This is a genomic window from uncultured Jannaschia sp., assembly GCF_947494025.1.
Classification (GTDB): domain Bacteria; phylum Pseudomonadota; class Alphaproteobacteria; order Rhodobacterales; family Rhodobacteraceae; genus Jannaschia.
Map to the genome: position 1 here is coordinate 159,793 of NZ_CANLTQ010000002.1, position 16,598 is coordinate 176,390.

Below are 16,598 nucleotides of genomic sequence, written 5' to 3' on the forward strand. Positions count from 1 at the left end.
CATGCCGGCCTACGACGATCTGATGGCGTTCCAGCGCACCACGCAGGCGCTGGGCGAAGTGGCCGGGCGCACCGGCTGGGATCAGGAGACGTTCATGCCGCGCGGGGCCGCGCCGCAGCGCGCGGAGGAGATGGCCGCGCTGGAGGAGGTGCTGCACGCGCGGCGCACCGATCCGCGTCTCGGCGACTGGCTCAGGGAGGCGCACGCGCCCGACGCGGCGGCCGACGCCAACCTGCGCGAGATCCGGCGGGTCTACGATCGCAGCCGCAGGGTGCCGGCCCGGCTTGCCGCCGAGCTCGCGCGCGTCACCTCGCTGGCGCAGGGGCAATGGGCCACGGCGCGGGTCCACGACGACGCGGCGGCGTTTCTGCCCGTGCTGGCGGAGGTCGTCCGGCTCCGCCGCGAGGAGGGGGAGGCGCTTGCCGAGGGGGGCGACCCCTACGATGCGCTGATGCAGGATTACGAGCCGGGCGGATCGTCCGACGCGATGGCCGCGATGTTCGACACGTTGCGCCCCCGGCTCGTGGCGCTGCGCGCCCGGGCGCTCGCGGGGGAGCCCGCGCCAACCGTCAACGGCACCTTCCCCAAGGCCACGCAGCTCGCCCTCGGCGCCGAGATCGCGGGCGCGTTCGGCTACGACTTCCAGCGCGGGCGGCTGGACCTCGCCGTGCATCCGTTCTCCTCGGGCTCCGGCCTCGACGTTCGGATCACGACACGGGTGGACGAGGCCGATCCGTTCAACTGCCTGTACTCGACAATCCACGAGGTCGGTCACGCGGCCTACGAGCAGGGCGTCGATCCCGCCTTCCTGCTCACGCCAATCGGCCGCGGCGCGAGCATGGGCGTCCACGAGAGCCAGTCGCGCAGCTACGAGAACCAGATGGGCCGGTCGGAGGCCTATTGCGGCTGGCTCTACGGACGCATGCGGGACATGTTCGGCGATCTCGGCGTCGGCTCGGAGCGGGACTTCTACCGCGCGGTGAATGGCGTCCGATCGGGCTTCATCCGGACGGAGGCCGACGAGCTGCACTACAACCTCCACATCATGCTGCGTTTCGATCTGGAGCGGGCGCTGATGCGGGGTGAACTGGAGGTGGCCGATCTGGAAGGGGCGTGGAACGATCGCTTCGCCGCCGATTTCGGCGTCGCGGTGGACCGGCCGGCGCACGGCTTCATGCAGGACGTGCACTGGTCGGTCGGCCTGATGGGCTACTTTCCGACCTATTCGCTGGGCAACCTTTACGCGGGCTGCCTGATGGCCGCGGCGCGGCGGGACGTGACGGGTATCGACGAGGCGCTGGCCAAGGGCGATCCGTCCCCGGCGACCGGATGGATGCGGGAGCATGTGCAGCGCTACGGGTCGCTGCGGATGCCCACGGAGACCGTGGCGCATGCCACGGGCGAGGCGCCGTCGGCGGAACCGCTGCTCGCTTATCTCGAGGCGAAGTTCACCGACCTCTATCCCTGATCCGCACGCCGGTCAGGCCGGCGTCCGTTCCGAGGCATTGGCGGTCATGTTGCCGTGCGCGCCGTAATAAAGGCCGACGACATGCTCTGCCTCCGCGAAAAAGAGCCAGCGCTGCACCGCCATCCCGGCCAGATAGCTCAGGACCGCGACGGCCGCGCTGACGTGATGCGCGCCAAGGACGAGGAGAACGAGGAGAGGCAGGACGACCATCAGGCCCATCGCGATCACGCGGAGCTTCACCGCGTGGCGGCGGCCGATCTGATAGACCATTTCCCGCGTCAGGTAGTTCTCGCCGGTATGCGGCTTTTCCCAGAGCTTCACGCGCCCCTCGAGCCGCGTGGCCGTTTCCAGCGTGGAGCCGACCTCGCCGAAGCGCCGGTCGCCTTTCCACCAGTGCCAGAGTACCACGATGCCCAGTAGCGCGAGGAGGAGGATGGCGGCCGTCGCGTTCCCCGACAGGAGCGCGCCGCCGGCGAGCGAGGCGACGAGGAACAGGACCGGCGTGGCCCACTGGTTCCATCGCGGCACGGCGCGCAGCTGCGTATAGATCATCGAGGTCGTGTAGACCGTGAAGAGCGACAGCGCCGCGCCGAGCCAGCCGAGCGGGGCAAGGGTGAGGCCGAAGAAGACCTGCCCGGCGGCGTAGAGGCCCATGACGACGAGGGACAGAACCGCCGCCCATGCTTCCCGCGACAGCCAGGAAGAGCGCCACTGGCTGTAGCTGCGCCAGGCGTTCTTGCGGTTCTTCAGGTGGAAGACCGAGGAGAGGAGCCCGATCACCGTGAGGCCGAAGGCGATCAGGTAGAAGACGAAGGCGACCCGACCCTCGACCGCCGGCAGGCCCAGGCCGAGAAAGATCAGGAGGCCGAAGCCCGCGCCCGACAGGGTGGAGAAGATGATGACGCTGGGAGCGGGGTGCATTCAGAGCCGCTCCAGCGCGCCGTCGAGCCATTTCAGGAAGCCCTGCGGCTCCTCCGCGACGGGGGCGAGCCAGGGGGCGAGGATGTCCTCGTCGCCCGTCATCTCGGGGGCTTGCAGCCGATCCTTCGGGCGCGGCGGCAGGTACTGGTTCACGGGTTTCGTGTTCTGTTCGGGCATGAGATCGACGCCGCCGCGCTCTGCCACGAGCCGGCTTACATCGCTGTCCGGGTCGCCCAGATCGCCGAAATGGCGCGCGCCGGAAGGGCAGGTCCGCACGCAGGCCGGCTGGCGATCCGCTTCGGGCAGGTTCTCGTTGTAGATGCGGTCCACGCAGAGCGTACATTTCTTCATGATGCCCGCGGCCATGTCGACCTCGCGCGCGCCGTAGGGACAGGCCCACGCGCAAAGGCCGCAGCCCATGCAGGCATCCTCGTTGACGAGCACGATCCCGTCCTCTGCCCGCTTGTAGCTCGCCCCCGTCGGGCAAACCGTGACGCAAGGCGCGTCCTCGCAATGAAGGCAGGATTTCGGGAAGTGGATCGTCTGCGACGCACCGTGCTCCGGCTCGACCTGATAGGAATGGATACGGTTCAGGAAGGTGCCGGATGCGTCTCCGTAAGCGTCCTGATCCGACAGCGGCGCCCCGTAATGCTGCGTGTTCCAGCCCTTGCAGGCGATGACGCAGGCATGGCAACCGACACAGGTGTCGAGATCGATCACGAGGCCGAGCTTCCGGTCGGTCCTTTCGGGCAAGGCGGTCATGGGCGTGCATCCCTCCTGTCGCGCCGTCGCCGCGGGGTGCGGGCCGCGACGGGGGAATGAGTCTCTGGGCCAGGAAGAAGGGTCATTTGACCTCCCAGCGAAGCTGGTCGGGGCCCTGACCCACGGGCGAGACCTGCGGCGCGAGACCGGGCCTGGAGGCGAGGTCGGGGGGCGGCGCCGTCTTCTCGACGCGCACCTTCAGGTCGAACCACGCGGCCTGACCGGTGATGGGGTCGGAGTTCGACCAGCGCATCCCGTCCTTCTTCGGCGGCAGCAATTCGTGGATCAGGTGGTTGAGTAGAAAGCCTTTGTCGGTCTCCGGCGCGTTGTCATGCAGGGCCCAGGCCCCCTTGCGCTTGCCGATCGCATTCCAGGTCCAGATCGTGCGATGGTTGAGCGCGGGCATGTGCGCGACCGGCACCGTGATCTCGCCGTGGGGCGAGGCGATGCGCGCCCAGTCGCCGTCGGCGAAGCCTTCGGCCTCCCAGATCTCGGTAGGCAGGTACATCGGGTTGCGGCCGTGGATCTGGCGAAGCCAGGCGTTCTGCGTGCCCCAGGAATGGTACATCGCCATCGGCCGCTGCGTCAGCGCGTGGACGTCGTATTCTCCGGCGCCGTCCTGCCCCTCCGACGGATCCCACCAGATCGGCAGCGGATCCATCGTCGTCCGGATGCGGTCGCGCAGGTGGTCGGGCGGCTGCAGGTCGCCCACGCCTTCGGCGGCGAGCTGGAACCGACGCAGCGGCTCGCACCAGAGCGTGAAGATGTAGGGCGACGGCTTGTCGAACAATCCGATCTCCACCGCCCAGTCCTGATAGGCCTTGTTCCAAGGCTTCATGAACTGCCCCTCTTCGGGGACATGGGCGAGGCAGAATCCTCCATTCTCGATATAGCGGTCGAGCTGCGCAGGGTTCGGTGCACCGCGTCCATGGCTTTCGCCACCCTCGCCGTTGCCGCGCCAGCCCATCAGCGGGCCGACGCCGGGGCGGCGTTCGTGATTGACCATGTAGTCCGCGAAGTCGGCGAACTTCGCCGTTCCGTCGTCCTTGACCATGCCGGGCAGGCCGAGCCGCGCACCGAGTTGGATCATGGCGGTCTGGAAGGCCCGCACATCGCGGTCCGTCTCCACCACCGGCCAGCGGATCGCGTCGGCCGCGGCCTCCGCCTCGGAGATCGGGCGGTCGAGGAGGGAGATGCAGTCGTGCCGCTCCAGATAGGTCGTGTCGGGCAGGACCAGGTCGGCGTAGGCGACCGTCTCCGACGAATAGGTGTCCGCGTAGATGATGTGCGGAATGACGTAGTCGCCGTTCTCGTCCGTGTCCGACAGCATCTCCATCGTGCCGCGCGTGTTCATCGAGGAGTTCCACGCCATGTTCGCCATGTAGAGGAACAGCGTGTCGATCCGGTACGGGTCGCCCGCATGCGCGTTGGAGATGACCATGTGCATCAGCCCGTGGGCCGACATCGGGTTCTCCCAGGTGAAGGCCTTGTCGATCCGCGCGGGCGAGCCGTCCGGGCGCAGCGCCAGATCCTCGGGGCCGTGCACGAAGCCCAGATGCGGTCCGTCGAGCGGGGCGTTCGGCTGGTGGTTGCGGTGCGGCTTCGGATGGGCGGTCGCGGCCTTGGGGTAGGGCGGCTTGAAGCGGAACCCGCCCGGCGTCTCGACGCTGCCGATCAGGATCTGCAGCATGTGGAGCGCCCGGCAGGTCTGGAAGCCGTTGGCATGAGCGGAGATGCCGCGCATCGCGTGGAAGCTCACTGGCCGGCCCTTCATCGTCGCGTGGCGGCGGCCGCGGAAATCGGTCCAGGGGATGTCGAGCTCGATCGCCTCCTCGAAGGCGGTGCGCGCGATCTCGGCGGCGAGCGCGTGGATGCGTCCGGCGGAGATGCCGACGCGGTCCGCGATGGCCTCGGGGGCGTAGGCGGGATCGAGATACTTGTCGACCATGTGCTGAAACACGGTGCGATGGACGATCCCGTCCCGCTCCCAGGTGCCGGCGAGATCGGGGTTGACCGTCTCGGCATCGAAGCAGCGGGCGCGCTGCTCGTCTCGGCACCAGACGAGCTTGTGGCCGTCGTCGTCGAGCAAGGCGAGGCCGTGCGTGGCGGAATCGGGGTCCGCGTCGATGAGGACCGGCGCGTCGGTATAGTCGCGCAGGTATTCCAGGTCGATTTTGCCGGCCTTCAGAAGGCAGTGGACGAGCGACAGGATGAGCAGACCATCGGTCCCCGGCGTGATCCCGTACCATTCGTCGGCCACGGCGTTGTAGCCGGAGCGGACGGGGTTGACGCCCACGACCTTGGCGCCGCGCTTCTTGAGCTTGCCGATGCCCATCTTGAGCGGATTGCTGTCGTGATCCTCGGCCACCCCGAACAGGATGAACAAGCGCGTGCGGTCCCAATCCGGCTGACCGAACTCCCAGAATGCGCCGCCTATCGTGTAGATGCCGCCCGCCGCCATGTTGACGGAGCAGAAGCCCCCATGCGCGGCGTAGTTCGGCGTCCCGAAGGCCTGGGCCCACCAGGAGGTAAAGCTCTGCGACTGGTCGCGGCCGGTGAAGAAGGCGAGCTTGGAGGGATCGCTCGCGCGGATCGGGCGCAGCCAGCCCTCGGCGATGCGAAACGCCTCCTCCCAGGAAATCTCCTCGAACTCGCCGGAGCCGCGCGGCCCAGTGCGCTTCAAGGGCGCGCGCAGGCGGGAGGGGGCGTTGTGCTGCATGATGCCCGCGGACCCCTTGGCGCAAAGGACGCCGCGATTGACCGGATGGGCTCGGTTGCCCTCGATATAGGCGACCTTGTCGCCTTCGGCCGTGTGGTTGATGTGCACGTCGATGCCGCAGCGGCAGGCGCACATGTAGCAGGTCGTCTTGCGGATCTCGTCGGAGACCTTGGGCGAAAGGTTCAGCTTGGGCTGGTTCATGTCGTCTCCCCCTTTCCGAGGGCGTCGATCTGCGCGGAGGTGACCGCGATCATGTCGAGGATGTCGTCGGCGCTGCATCCGCGCGACAGGTCGTTGGCGGGCCGGGCGAGGCCCTGCAGGACGGGACCGATGGCCGTCGCGCCGCCGATCCGCTGGGCGATCTTGTAGCCGATATTGCCGGCGTCGAGATCCGGAAAGACGAGCACATCCGCGTGACCGGCGACCGCGCTGCCGGGCGCCTTGGAGGCGCCGACGTCCACATCGAAAGCGGCGTCGAACTGCAGCTCGCCATCGACGGGGAAGGGCGCGTCGGACAGGCGTTCGAGCGCGTCCGTCACTTTGGTGACCTTGCGGTGATGCGCGCTGCCCTTCGTGGAGAAGCTCAGGAGCGCGACGCGCGGTTCGATGCCGAGAAGCGCGGCGGCGGAGGCGGCGGCCTGCCGCGCGATGGCGGCGAGCGCATCGGCGTCGGGCTCGATGACGAGGCCGCAATCGGAGAAGATCATCGCGCCGCCGGGCCGCGTCGGATGCGAGGGCGGCAGCACCATCAGAAAGAAGCTCGACACGAGCGGCATGCCGGGGGCGGCCCCGATCATCTGGAGCGCGGCGCGTACCGTGTCGGACGTGGTGTGGACCGCGCCGCCGATCGTGCCGTCGGCCCGGCCGGTGCGCACCATCAGCGCGGCATGGATCAGCGGATCGCGCACGGCTCGGGCCGCATCGTCGCGCGTCGGGTGACGCTTGGCGCGCGCCTCCAGATAGGCTTCGACCATGGCGTCGGTTTCGGCCGTCGCCGGGTCGCAACGCGCGACGCCGGGGGGCAGGTCGGCCCCCTCGGGCGCGAGCACGGTGACGTGCCCGATCCCCGCCTCCGCGGCCCGCAGTGCCGCGTCCACCACGCGGGGGTCGGTCCCCTCGGAGAGCACGATGTGGTGGCGGGCGGCGCGCGCCCGCTCCCGCAGCGTCTGGAGAAGGGAGGTCATCGGACCGGTCCGGTTATGGCGGCGCCGGCGATCACTCCGCGGCGACGTTCATGTCGTCCTTCGACACGCCGGCCACGCGGACCGGCTTCTTCATCGCGTCGCGCCGGAAAGGCTCGCCCAGCTCCTGGTTCAGCATGACCTCGATCAGGGTGGTCGTGTCGTTCTCCATCTGGTCGCGGATCGCCTCGTTCAGCGCGGCCGTCAGCTCCTCCATCGTGCGGACCTGCACGCCCCTCAGGCCGCAGGCCTGCGCGATGCCCGCGTAGCTCACCTTGGTGTCGAGTTCTGTGCCGACGAAATTGTCGTCGAACCAGAGCGTCGAGTTCCGCTTTTCCGCGCCCCATTGGTAGTTGCGGAACACGATCTGCGTGATCGGGGGCCATTCCTCGCGGCCGATCGCGGTGAGCTCGTTCACCGCGATGCCGAAGGCGCCGTCGCCGGCGAAGCCCACGACCGGCACGTCGGGCCGCCCGATCTTGGCGCCCACGATCGCCGGCAGACCGTAGCCACAGGGCCCGAACAGGCCGGGGGCGAGGTATTTCCGCCCCTCGTCGAAATCCGGGTAGGCGTTGCCGATGGCGCAGTTGTTGCCGATGTCCGACGAGATGATCGCCTCGCGCGGCAGCGCCGACTGGATCGCGCGCCAGGCCATGCGGGGGCTCATCCAGTCCGGCTTGGCCTCACGGGCGCGCTGGTTCCAGCTCGTGCCCTCGTCGTCGTCCTCGTGATCCATCGAGGAAAGCTGCTGCTTCCAGGCCGATTTCGTCTGGGCGATGCGATCGCGGCGCTCGTCCCGTCCGGCATCACCGGCGCTGTCCGAAAGATTCTCGAGGATGCCGGTCGCGACCTTGGCGGCATCGCCGACGATGCCCACGGAGACCTTCTTGGTCAGGCCGATCCGGTCGGGGTTGATGTCGACCTGGATGATCCGCGCCTCGGCGGGCCAGTATTCCATGCCGTAGCCGGGAAGGGTCGAGAACGGGTTGAGCCGGGTGCCGAGACAGAGCACGACGTCGGCATCCTTGATGAGCTCCATCGCGGCCTTCGAACCGTTGTAGCCCAGCGGCCCGGCGAAAAGGGGGTGGCTGCCCGGGAATGCGTCGTTGTGCTGGTAGCCCACGCAGACCGGCGCATCGAGACGCTCCGCCAACTGCATCGAGGCCGCGATCCCGCCCTCCGACAACACCACGCCGGCGCCGTTCAGGACGACCGGGTTCTTCGCGGTCGACAGCAGCTCCGCGGCGCGGCGGATCGAGTTCCCGCCACCGGGCGAGACCTCGAACTCGACCGGTTCGGGGATGTCGATATCGACCTGCTGGGTCCAGAAGTCGCGGGGAATGTTGATCTGCGCCGGGCCGGACAGGCGCTTGGCCTTGGCGATCACGCGGGTCAGCACCTCGGCCACGCGGGTCGGGTCGCGCACCTCTTCCTGATAGGCCACCATGTCCTCGAACAGCTTCATCTGCTCGACTTCCTGGAACCCGCCCTGGCCGATCGTCTTGTTCGCCGCCTGCGGCGTCACGAGGAGGAGCGGCGTGTGGTTCCAGTAGGCCGTCTTCACCGCGGTCACGAAATTGGTGATGCCGGGCCCGTTCTGGGCGATCATCATGCTCATCTCGCCCGTGGCCCGGGTGTAGCCGTCCGCCATCATGCCGGCCGAGCCCTCGTGCGCGCAGTCCCAGAAGGTGATCCCGGCCGACGGGAAGATGTCGGAGATCGGCATCATGGCGGAGCCGATGATACCGAAGGCGTGACGGATGCCATGTCTCTGCAGCACCTTCACGAATGCTTCTTCGGTCGTCATCTTCATGGCCATTCCCCCGGAATACGATTGCGGCAGCAATGAGACGGGAAGTCTCAATTCATTCGCATGTTGCTTCCAGATTAGGCGGGAGGTCAAGGGCGGGATAGGTCCAGACCGGCCTGTGCCCTATGGCCAAACAGGCGCGGCCGCGGTTGCCGCCAGCGCACCACCGGCCTCGGCGATCCGCGCGATTCCTTCGGGAATGTCGGCCGACGCGATGGAGGAATAGGCGAGACGGTAATGCGTCTCGGGGTCGCGGCCGGGCCCGAAGAACGGGCCGGCCGGTTCGATCAGGACGTCGCGCCCGCGCAGCGCCCGTGCGAGGGCCGAAGACGCCACCCCCTCGGGCGCGCGCATCCAGAAGGAGGAGCCGCCGAACGTGCCCGCCCCAGCGATCCGCAGCCCGTGCTCGGCGATCGCGCGTTCGGCCACGGTCCGGCGTTCGCGAAATGCGCGCGCAAGGCGGTGAACCTGCGCGTCGTGGTGGCCGCCGGCCAGAAAGAAAGCCGTCGCCCGTTGCAGATGCCCGGGCACACTCCGTATCGTCAGCCAGCGCAGCGTGCGAAGCTCCCGGATGAGCGGCTCCGGCGCGACCACGTAGCCCAGGCGCAGCCCGGGAAAGAGCGATTTGGCGAAGCTTCCGATATAGGCGACGCGGCCACCCCGGTCGAGCGACTTGAGGGCCGGGGCGGACGCGCCGGCGGAGGCCAGTTCCGGCTCGTAATCATCCTCTACAATCAGGAAATCGTCCCGCTCCGCGCGTTCAAGCAAAGCCCGGCGGCGGGCGATCGGCATGGTGGCCGAGGTGGGACATTGGTGCGAGGGCGTGACGAAGACCACGTCCGCGTCGCCCGGAATGGCCTCCGGTGGCAGGCCCCCGTCGTCGACGGGGATTTCGGCGGCGATGCAGCGCGACCGTTCCAGGATCTCGCGGAGCGCGGGATAGCAGGGCTGCTCCATCACGGCGGTCCTCCGCTGCGTCAGGAGAACCTGCGCAAGGATCCAGAGCGCGTTCTGCGCCCCCATCGTGATGAGCACCTCGGACGGATCCGCCGCGATCCCCCGGCGCGGCAGGATGTGGCGGATGATCTGGTCGACCAGGAACGGGTCGTCGCGGCCGTAGCTGTCCTCCGTCAGGGACCGGAATTCACGTGTGCCGAGCGCCTGCAGCGCGCTTTTGCGCCAGTTCTGCTGATCGAAGAGCCGGGCGTCGGTCTGGCCGTAGATGAAGGGATAGCGATAGCGGCGCCAATCCTCCGGCCGGGCGATCACCTGGCTCGCCGGAAAGCGCTGGCCGAGCGCCCGCGACCAGTCGACCCGGCTTTCGGAACGGGCGCGCGTCGGGACCGGCGCCGGCTCGGGCGCGCTCTCTGAGACGAAATAGCCCGACCGTCCGCGCGCCGACAGGTAGTCGCTCGCCACGAGGTCGGTATAGGCCAGCGTCACCGTGATGCGGCTGATCCCCAGATGCCGGGCCAGGCCGCGCGAGGAGGGCATCCGGTCGCCGGGGCGGAACCGTCCCGACAGGATGCCGTTCGTGACGATCTCCTGCAACTGCCTCTGCAACGTGCCGCGATGTGCGGGGTCGAGGATGAACTGTTCGACGGCGACGACCATGTCTGGTCCTCTAGCGCCGCCGAACTGGACGGAGAAGCCCTCGGCTTACGGCATCCGGGGGCCGGACCTCCCTAGTTGCCGAAGACCCGGCCCAGGGCGCCGTCGACGGCCGAGACGATGGCGTCGATGTCGTCCTTGGTCGCGATCAGGGCGGGGCTGAAGCAGAGCGTGTTGTTGCGGCCCGGCACGGAGCGGTTGGTGGCGCCGATGATGACGCCCTGCTGCATGCAGTCGGCGACCACGGCCTGCACCATCTTCTCGGACACGGGCTCCTTCGTGGTCCGGTCGGAGACGAGCTCGGCACCGAGGAACAACCCCTTGCCGCGCGCCTCGCCGATCACCGCGTGCCGTTCGCCGAGCGCGCGCAGCTCGTCGAGCATGTAGGCGCCCATCTTCGTCGTGTTCTCGAGCAGCTCCTCGCGCTCGATGATGTCCATGTTGGACATCGCCGCCGCCGGTCCGGCGGTGCAGCCACCGAAGGTGGAGATGTCGCGGAAATAGTGCAGGTGGTCGTCCGGCGCGTCCTTGAACATCTCGAAGACCCGCTCCGAGGTGACGCAGCAGGAGATCGCCGCGTAGCCGGAGGCCACGCCCTTCGCCATCGTCACGAAGTCGGGGCGGATGTCGTAATGCTGGTAGCCGAACCAGGTGCCCGTCCGCCCGACGCCGCAGACCACCTCGTCGATATGCAGCAGAATGTCGTATTTCTCGCAGATCTCCTGCACCCGCGGCCAGTAGCCCTCGGGCGGCACGATCACGCCGCCGCCGGCCGTGATCGGCTCGAGGCAGAGCGCACCCACCGTGTCGGGCCCTTCGCGCAGGATCACCTCCTCGATGGCGTCGGCGGCGCGGCGGCCGTAATCGGCCTCCCCGGACCAGCCCTGCTCGTGCGCGCGGTATTCGAGGCAGTGCGGCACGGCGACGAAGCCCGGGACGAAGGGGCCGTACTGGGCGTTGCGCTCCTGCTGTCCGCCGGCGGACAGGTTGGCGATCGTGGTGCCGTGATAGTCGCGGTCGCGGTAGAGGATCTTGGACTTGCGCCCGCCGTGATGGCGCGCCGAGATCTGGCGGACCATCTTGAAGGCCTTCTCGTTCGCCTCCGAGCCCGAATTTGCGTAGAACACGCGCTTCAGCCCCGGCATCTTCGCCGTCAGCCGCTCGGCGAAGCGGGCGCCGGGGATGGAGCCGGCCGATTGCGCGAAGTAGTTCATCCGCACGAGCTGGTCGCGCACGGCGTCGGCGATCTCCTCGCGTCCGTAGCCCACGTTGACCGTCCAGACCCCGCCCGACACCGCGTCGAGATGCTCCTTGCCGCCCTGGTCCCAGACCCGCATGCCGCGGCCCTCGACGATGATTCGCGGATCGGTCGTCTCCAGCGGCTTGTGCGGAAGCAGATGGTGCCAGACATGGGCGCGGTCGGCTTCGACGATATCGGTAAGGTCGTTCAGGGTCTGGTCCACGATTCGGACTCCTCGGCGGATGCGTGCGGCGAGACTAAGCGTCCCCGAGAGCAAAGCGCCAGTTCTGCCGTGCCGGTTAGGGCCAGAAGCCGCGCGAATCTGAGGCCAGCCCAGCCCCGTGCTTGTCACGCGCGCAATCCCGCCTCTACGCTTTCGCTTGCCGCGCACGGGCAGGAATGGTCCGGTGGGGCGACAGGGGGCCGTCAGATGCTCCCGTCGAAGCAACCAACCGGGAGAAGCCATATGTCGTTCAGATCCACTCTGCTCGGGACCGTCGCCGCCCTGACGGCCATATCCGGCGCGCAGGTCGCGCAGGCCCAGATGGACCAGATCACCGTCGCCTATTTCATGGACTGGCCGCTGCCGTTTCTCGTCGCGAAGAACGACGGCACCTACGAGGAGGAGCTCGGCGTCTCGATCAACTGGGTCGCCTTCGACACCGGCACCGCGATGTCGGCGGCGATGGCCTCGGGCGACGTCCAGATCTCCGTGAGCCAGGGCGTGCCGCCCTTCGTCGTCGCGACCTCCGCCGGGCAGGATCTGAAGGCCGTCGACGTGGCCGTCAGCTATTCCGACAACGACAATTGCGTCGTGGCGAGCAACCTCGAGATCGACAAGACCAACACCGCCGAGCTGGAGGGCAAGCAGGTCGCCGTGCCGATCGGCACCGCCGCGCATTATGGGTTCCTCGCGCAGATGCAGCATTTCGGCGTGGACGTCTCGACGATGGAGATCGTCGACATGGCGCCGCCCGAAGGCGCCGCCGCCTTCGCGCAGGGGGCGCTCGACATGGTCTGCGGCTATGGCGGGTCGCTCGACACGATGAAGGAATACGGCAACGTCCTGCTCACCGGGGAAGAGAAGGAGGAGGTGGGCATCCTCGTCTTCGACGTGACCTCCGCGCCGGCCCAGTTCGTGGCGGAGGCGCCGGACCTCCTCGCCGACTTCCTGCGCGTCACGGCCGAAGCGAACGAACGCTGGAACTCCGGCGAGGAAGCGCAGGCCGAGATGCTGCCGATCATGGCGCGCGAGGCCGGTCTGACGGAGGAGGCGGCGATGCAGCAGGCTCAGACGTTCCGCTTTCCCACCATAGAGGAGCAGCTGGGCGAACGGTGGCTCGGCGGCGGCGCACAGGACTTCATGCAGGGCGTGGCCGGCGTGTTCACGGAAGCCGGCTCGATCCCTTCGGCGCTGGAGACCTACGAGGATACGGTCGACGCCGACCCGCTCCGGCGGGCTCAGGACGGATCGTCCTGATCGGGACGTGACAGGTCGGGACGGTCCTGCCGTCCCGGTTCCGACGCGGGCGCGATCTGCCCGGCGGGGTTCGACTGGACCGGACATGACATGACGGGAGACACCGGATGAGCGGATTATCCATCGAGGGCGTCTCGATGCGCTTCGACCTGCCCGGGGGTGGGCATGTGCAGGCGCTGAAGGACGTCTCGCTCGACCTGGCCGATGGAGAGTTGCTGTCCGTGCTCGGCCCGTCGGGTTGCGGCAAGACCACGCTCCTCAACATCGTGGCGGGCTTCCTCGCGCCGACCGACGGGCGCATCGTGCTGCACGGCAACCGCGTCAGCGGTCCCTCGGCCGAGCGCGGGATGGTGTTCCAGCAGGGCGCGCTCTTCGAATGGATGTCGGTGCGCGACAACGTGGAGTTCGGCCCCCGCATGAAGGGCATGCCGGCGAAGGAGCGACGGTCCGGCGCCGACCACCTCCTCGACATCACCGGTCTCGGCGCGTTCAAGGAGAAGGCGATCTACGAGCTTTCAGGCGGCATGCAGCAGCGCGTGGCGCTTGCCCGCTGTCTCGCCAACGATCCGGATGTGATCCTGATGGACGAGCCGCTCGGCGCGCTCGACGCGCTGACCCGCGAAAAGATGCAGGGCCTGGTCCTGAAGCTCTGGAAGGAAACGGGCAAGACGATCATCCTCATCACCCATTCCGTCGAGGAGGCGCTGCTGCTGGGCGAGCGGCTCCTCGTCATGGCGCCGCGGCCCGGGCGCATTCACCGCGAGTACCGGCTGCCCTTCGCGGAGGCGGGGGTGAACGAGGATTTGCGGCAAGTGAAGAAGATGCCGGATTTCGCGACGAGACGGGAGGAGATCCTGTCGATGATCTGGGAGATGGAGGAAGAGATAATGGGCCGGACGGAGACCGCCTGACATGACCGGGATCATCCTCCTCGCCATCTACGTCGCGCTCTTCGTCGGCTCCATGCTCGCGGTCGGCTTCGCCATGCGGGGGCGGCAGCCGCGCGACTTCACCGCGCTCAAGACCGTGACCTTCGGCGACGAAAGCGCGGTGCGGCCGAACCGCGTCGCCTCCATCATCTCGGTCGTCGTCATCTTCCTCCTTTGGGCCGCGTTCACCGGCTCGAGCCTGTCGCCGCTCCACGTCCCCGGCCCCTTCCTGGGCGAGACGCGCTTCGCCTACACCGCCGCGAACGAGGCCGGCGAGACCGACGAGGCGGAGGTCGCCCTCGTCGTCCACGAGCAGGGCGCCGCCGTCGAACCGCCCGAGATCGGGGAGGGCGACGGCTTCGCGCTCAACGATTCCGGCCAGATCGTGGCCTACCGGACCGAGCTCCTGCGCGTGACCGGGAATGACGGCGAGGGCGCGCGCGTCGTCGCCGTGAACGGCCAGCCGATCGAGGCGGGCGGGACCGTCGCGATCGAGGGCGGCATCGTCGGCCTCACCCCGCGCGGCTCGCTCACCGTGACGCCCGACCGTGGCCTCCAGATGGAGCCGATCTGGCTTCCCTCGCCCGAGCGGGTCTGGGACGCGCTGACCACGATCGCCACCGAGGGCTACCAGAACGTGCCCCTGCTGGAACATCTGGGCTTTTCGCTCTTCCGCGTGCTCGTGGGCTTTCTACTGGGCGCGATCGTCGGCATCCCGCTCGGCTACGCGATGGGCCTTTCGGGCTGGTTCCGGGGCTGGTTCGACCCCATCGTCGAGTTCATGCGCCCCGTCCCGCCGCTCGCGCTCATCCCTCTCGTCATCATCTGGTTCGGCATCTGGGAGAGCGGCAAGATCGTGCTGCTGTTCCTCGCGGCGCTCTGGATCATGGCGATCGCCGCGCGCTCGGGCGTGTCCGGCGTGGCGATCGCCAAGGTCCACGCGGCCTATTCGCTCGGCGCCTCGAAATGGCAGATCCTGCGCCACGTGATCATCCCGAACTCGCTGCCCGAGATCTTCACCGGCGCGCGCGTCGCGATGGGGGTGTGCTGGGGCACGGTCGTCGCCGCCGAGCTCGTCGCCGCGCAGAAGGGCGCGGGCATGATGATCATCGCCGCCTCCAAGTTCCAGCGCACCGACATCGTCATCATGGGCATCATCCTGATCGGCCTGATCGGCTTCGGCATCGACATCCTGATGCGCAAGGCGGAGACGTGGCTGGTGCCGTGGAAGGGCCGGGCCTGATCCGGGTCAGGTCGGCCGGCGCATCCTGAGCCAAATCAGCGCGCCACCGGCCAGCGCGAGGAACGGCACCATCGCCGCGTTCACCGCGGCCCAGCCCGACACGGCATCGGCCGCGGAACCCATCAGCCCGCCCGAGGAAAGCGACGCGACGGTGACGAGGCCGAAGACCATCGCGTCGTTCAGCCCCTGCACCGATCCGCGCTCATGGGGCGCGTGGTTCGCCGTTAGCATCGCGGTCGCGCCGATAAAGCCGAAGTTCCAGCCCAGACCCAGCAGCACGAGCGCGCCGTAGAAATTCGCGAGCGCCGTGCCCGAAAGCGCCACGAGCCCCGCCCCGGCCAGAAGCAGCAGCCCGACGGACACGATCCGCGTGGTGCCGAACCGCGCGATCAGGTGGCCGGTGAAGAAGCTCGGCAGATACATCGCGACGACATGCGCGGAGACGACGTCCGCCGCCGTTCCCGTCGCGAAGCCGCAGCCGACGACGGCGAGCGGCGTCGAGGTCATCACGAGGTTCATGAGCGCGTAGGCCACCATCGCGCACAGGATCGAGACGAGGATGGGCGGCGAGCGCAGAAGCTCCGCCCGCGTCCGGCCGCGCGGCGCGTCGTGGGCGGGCTTCGCCGGCGTCGGGATGTCGAGCAGGAAGAAAAGCCACAGCCCCGCGAGGTTCAGAAGCACGATGGCCAGATAGCTCGCCACGAAGGGCAGCGCGGTCGCCTCCGCCGTCGCCTTGACGAGCTGCGGCCCGAGAAGCGCCGAGAGCAATCCGCCCGCCATCACGTAGCCGATGGCCTTGGGGCGGAACGCTTCCGGCGCGGTATCGGTCGCCGCGAAACGATAGAAGCCCAGCGTCGACATGAAGATGCCGCTCAGAAAGGCGCCCGCGAGGAACAGGGCGAAGCTGCCCAGCAGGAGCCCCGTCGCCGCCAGCGCCGCACCGCCGGCGCCCGCAAGTGCGCCGAGCACGAAGCCGAAGCGCCGCCCGCGGGCCTGCATCAGCGGACTGATCCAGGGGGCGGTGGTCATGGAGCCGAAGACGATGAGACTGATCGGCAGCGTCGCGAGGAGCGGCGTCGGCGCCAGCGTCATGCCTGCGAGCCCGCCCATGATGAAGTTCATCGGCAGCTGCGCGCCGAGGATCGCCTGCGCGGCGACCAGCACGGCGACGTTGCGCCGGGCGCGGGAATCTCGGGTGCGTTCGTCTGCGGGGAGGGCGGTGGCGTCGGTCATG

Annotated in this window: 12 protein-coding genes; 4 read left to right on the forward strand and 8 right to left on the reverse strand. The window is 68.5% G+C overall.

The annotated features are described in order from the left end of the window. Position 1: 1 nt before the first annotated feature. The gene (locus tag Q1B08_RS04470) at positions 2-1,468 is read left to right on the forward strand and encodes a carboxypeptidase M32 (protein ID WP_299815369.1); all 1,467 of its coding nucleotides are present in this window, start codon (positions 2-4) and stop codon (positions 1,466-1,468) included. Between the two features lie 12 nt (positions 1,469-1,480). Here the strand turns inward: Q1B08_RS04470 and Q1B08_RS04475 are convergent, their stop codons facing one another. The 7 genes from Q1B08_RS04475 to Q1B08_RS04505 form a co-directional block, all read right to left on the reverse strand. Then, positions 1,481-2,389 (reverse strand): DmsC/YnfH family molybdoenzyme membrane anchor subunit, encoded by a 909-nt coding sequence (locus Q1B08_RS04475; protein ID WP_299815372.1) that lies wholly within the window; start codon positions 2,387-2,389, stop codon positions 1,481-1,483. Beyond that, positions 2,390-3,151: a 4Fe-4S dicluster domain-containing protein gene (locus tag Q1B08_RS04480; protein WP_299815375.1), complete on the reverse strand. Its 762-nt coding sequence runs from the start codon at positions 3,149-3,151 to the stop codon at positions 2,390-2,392. 82 nt (positions 3,152-3,233) lie between these two features. Then, positions 3,234-6,071, reverse strand: coding sequence for a molybdopterin oxidoreductase family protein (locus tag Q1B08_RS04485; protein WP_299815378.1), 2,838 nt, complete (start codon positions 6,069-6,071; stop codon positions 3,234-3,236). Further along, positions 6,068-7,054, reverse strand: coding sequence for a phosphotransacetylase (locus Q1B08_RS04490; RefSeq protein WP_299815381.1), 987 nt, complete (start codon positions 7,052-7,054; stop codon positions 6,068-6,070). The genes Q1B08_RS04485 and Q1B08_RS04490 overlap by 4 nt, the downstream gene beginning before the upstream one ends. Positions 7,055-7,085: 31 nt before the next feature. After that, positions 7,086-8,864, reverse strand: a complete 1,779-nt coding sequence (gene xsc / locus Q1B08_RS04495) for a sulfoacetaldehyde acetyltransferase (RefSeq protein WP_299815384.1) — start codon at positions 8,862-8,864, stop codon at positions 7,086-7,088. Between the two features lie 120 nt (positions 8,865-8,984). Further along, the gene (locus tag Q1B08_RS04500) at positions 8,985-10,475 is read right to left on the reverse strand and encodes a PLP-dependent aminotransferase family protein (protein WP_299815387.1); all 1,491 of its coding nucleotides are present in this window, start codon (positions 10,473-10,475) and stop codon (positions 8,985-8,987) included. Positions 10,476-10,546: 71 nt separating this feature from the next. Continuing rightward, positions 10,547-11,935, reverse strand: coding sequence for an aminotransferase class III-fold pyridoxal phosphate-dependent enzyme (locus Q1B08_RS04505; protein ID WP_299815390.1), 1,389 nt, complete (start codon positions 11,933-11,935; stop codon positions 10,547-10,549). A 243-nt stretch (positions 11,936-12,178) separates the two neighbouring features. Here Q1B08_RS04505 and Q1B08_RS04510 point away from each other — a divergent pair, with 243 nt between their 5' ends. From Q1B08_RS04510 to Q1B08_RS04520, 3 genes are all read left to right on the forward strand, one after another. Continuing rightward, positions 12,179-13,192, forward strand: coding sequence for an ABC transporter substrate-binding protein (locus Q1B08_RS04510; RefSeq protein ID WP_299815393.1), 1,014 nt, complete (start codon positions 12,179-12,181; stop codon positions 13,190-13,192). A gap of 107 nt (positions 13,193-13,299) precedes the next feature. After that, positions 13,300-14,103, forward strand: coding sequence for an ABC transporter ATP-binding protein (locus Q1B08_RS04515; RefSeq protein WP_299815396.1), 804 nt, complete (start codon positions 13,300-13,302; stop codon positions 14,101-14,103). A gap of 10 nt (positions 14,104-14,113) precedes the next feature. Further along, positions 14,114-15,364, forward strand: coding sequence for an ABC transporter permease subunit (locus tag Q1B08_RS04520; protein WP_299816345.1), 1,251 nt, complete (start codon positions 14,114-14,116; stop codon positions 15,362-15,364). 6 nt (positions 15,365-15,370) lie between these two features. Here Q1B08_RS04520 and Q1B08_RS04525 read toward each other — a convergent pair whose 3' ends face one another. Then, positions 15,371-16,597 (reverse strand): MFS transporter, encoded by a 1,227-nt coding sequence (locus tag Q1B08_RS04525; RefSeq protein ID WP_299815399.1) that lies wholly within the window; start codon positions 16,595-16,597, stop codon positions 15,371-15,373. Between the last annotated feature and the right edge of the window lies 1 nt (position 16,598).

Coding starts and splice junctions, on each gene's coding strand:
- Q1B08_RS04480 (WP_299815375.1), bottom strand. CDS start 3,151: ATGACCGCCTTGCCCGAAAGGACCGACCGGAAGCTCGGCCTCGTGATC.
- Q1B08_RS04515 (WP_299815396.1), top strand. CDS start 13,300: ATGAGCGGATTATCCATCGAGGGCGTCTCGATGCGCTTCGACCTGCCC.
- Q1B08_RS04485 (WP_299815378.1), bottom strand. CDS start 6,071: ATGAACCAGCCCAAGCTGAACCTTTCGCCCAAGGTCTCCGACGAGATC.
- Q1B08_RS04500 (WP_299815387.1), bottom strand. CDS start 10,475: ATGGTCGTCGCCGTCGAACAGTTCATCCTCGACCCCGCACATCGCGGC.
- Q1B08_RS04470 (WP_299815369.1), top strand. CDS start 2: ATGCCGGCCTACGACGATCTGATGGCGTTCCAGCGCACCACGCAGGCG.
- Q1B08_RS04525 (WP_299815399.1), bottom strand. CDS start 16,597: ATGACCGACGCCACCGCCCTCCCCGCAGACGAACGCACCCGAGATTCC.
- Q1B08_RS04510 (WP_299815393.1), top strand. CDS start 12,179: ATGTCGTTCAGATCCACTCTGCTCGGGACCGTCGCCGCCCTGACGGCC.
- Q1B08_RS04475 (WP_299815372.1), bottom strand. CDS start 2,389: ATGCACCCCGCTCCCAGCGTCATCATCTTCTCCACCCTGTCGGGCGCG.
- Q1B08_RS04490 (WP_299815381.1), bottom strand. CDS start 7,054: ATGACCTCCCTTCTCCAGACGCTGCGGGAGCGGGCGCGCGCCGCCCGC.
- xsc (WP_299815384.1), bottom strand. CDS start 8,864: ATGAAGATGACGACCGAAGAAGCATTCGTGAAGGTGCTGCAGAGACAT.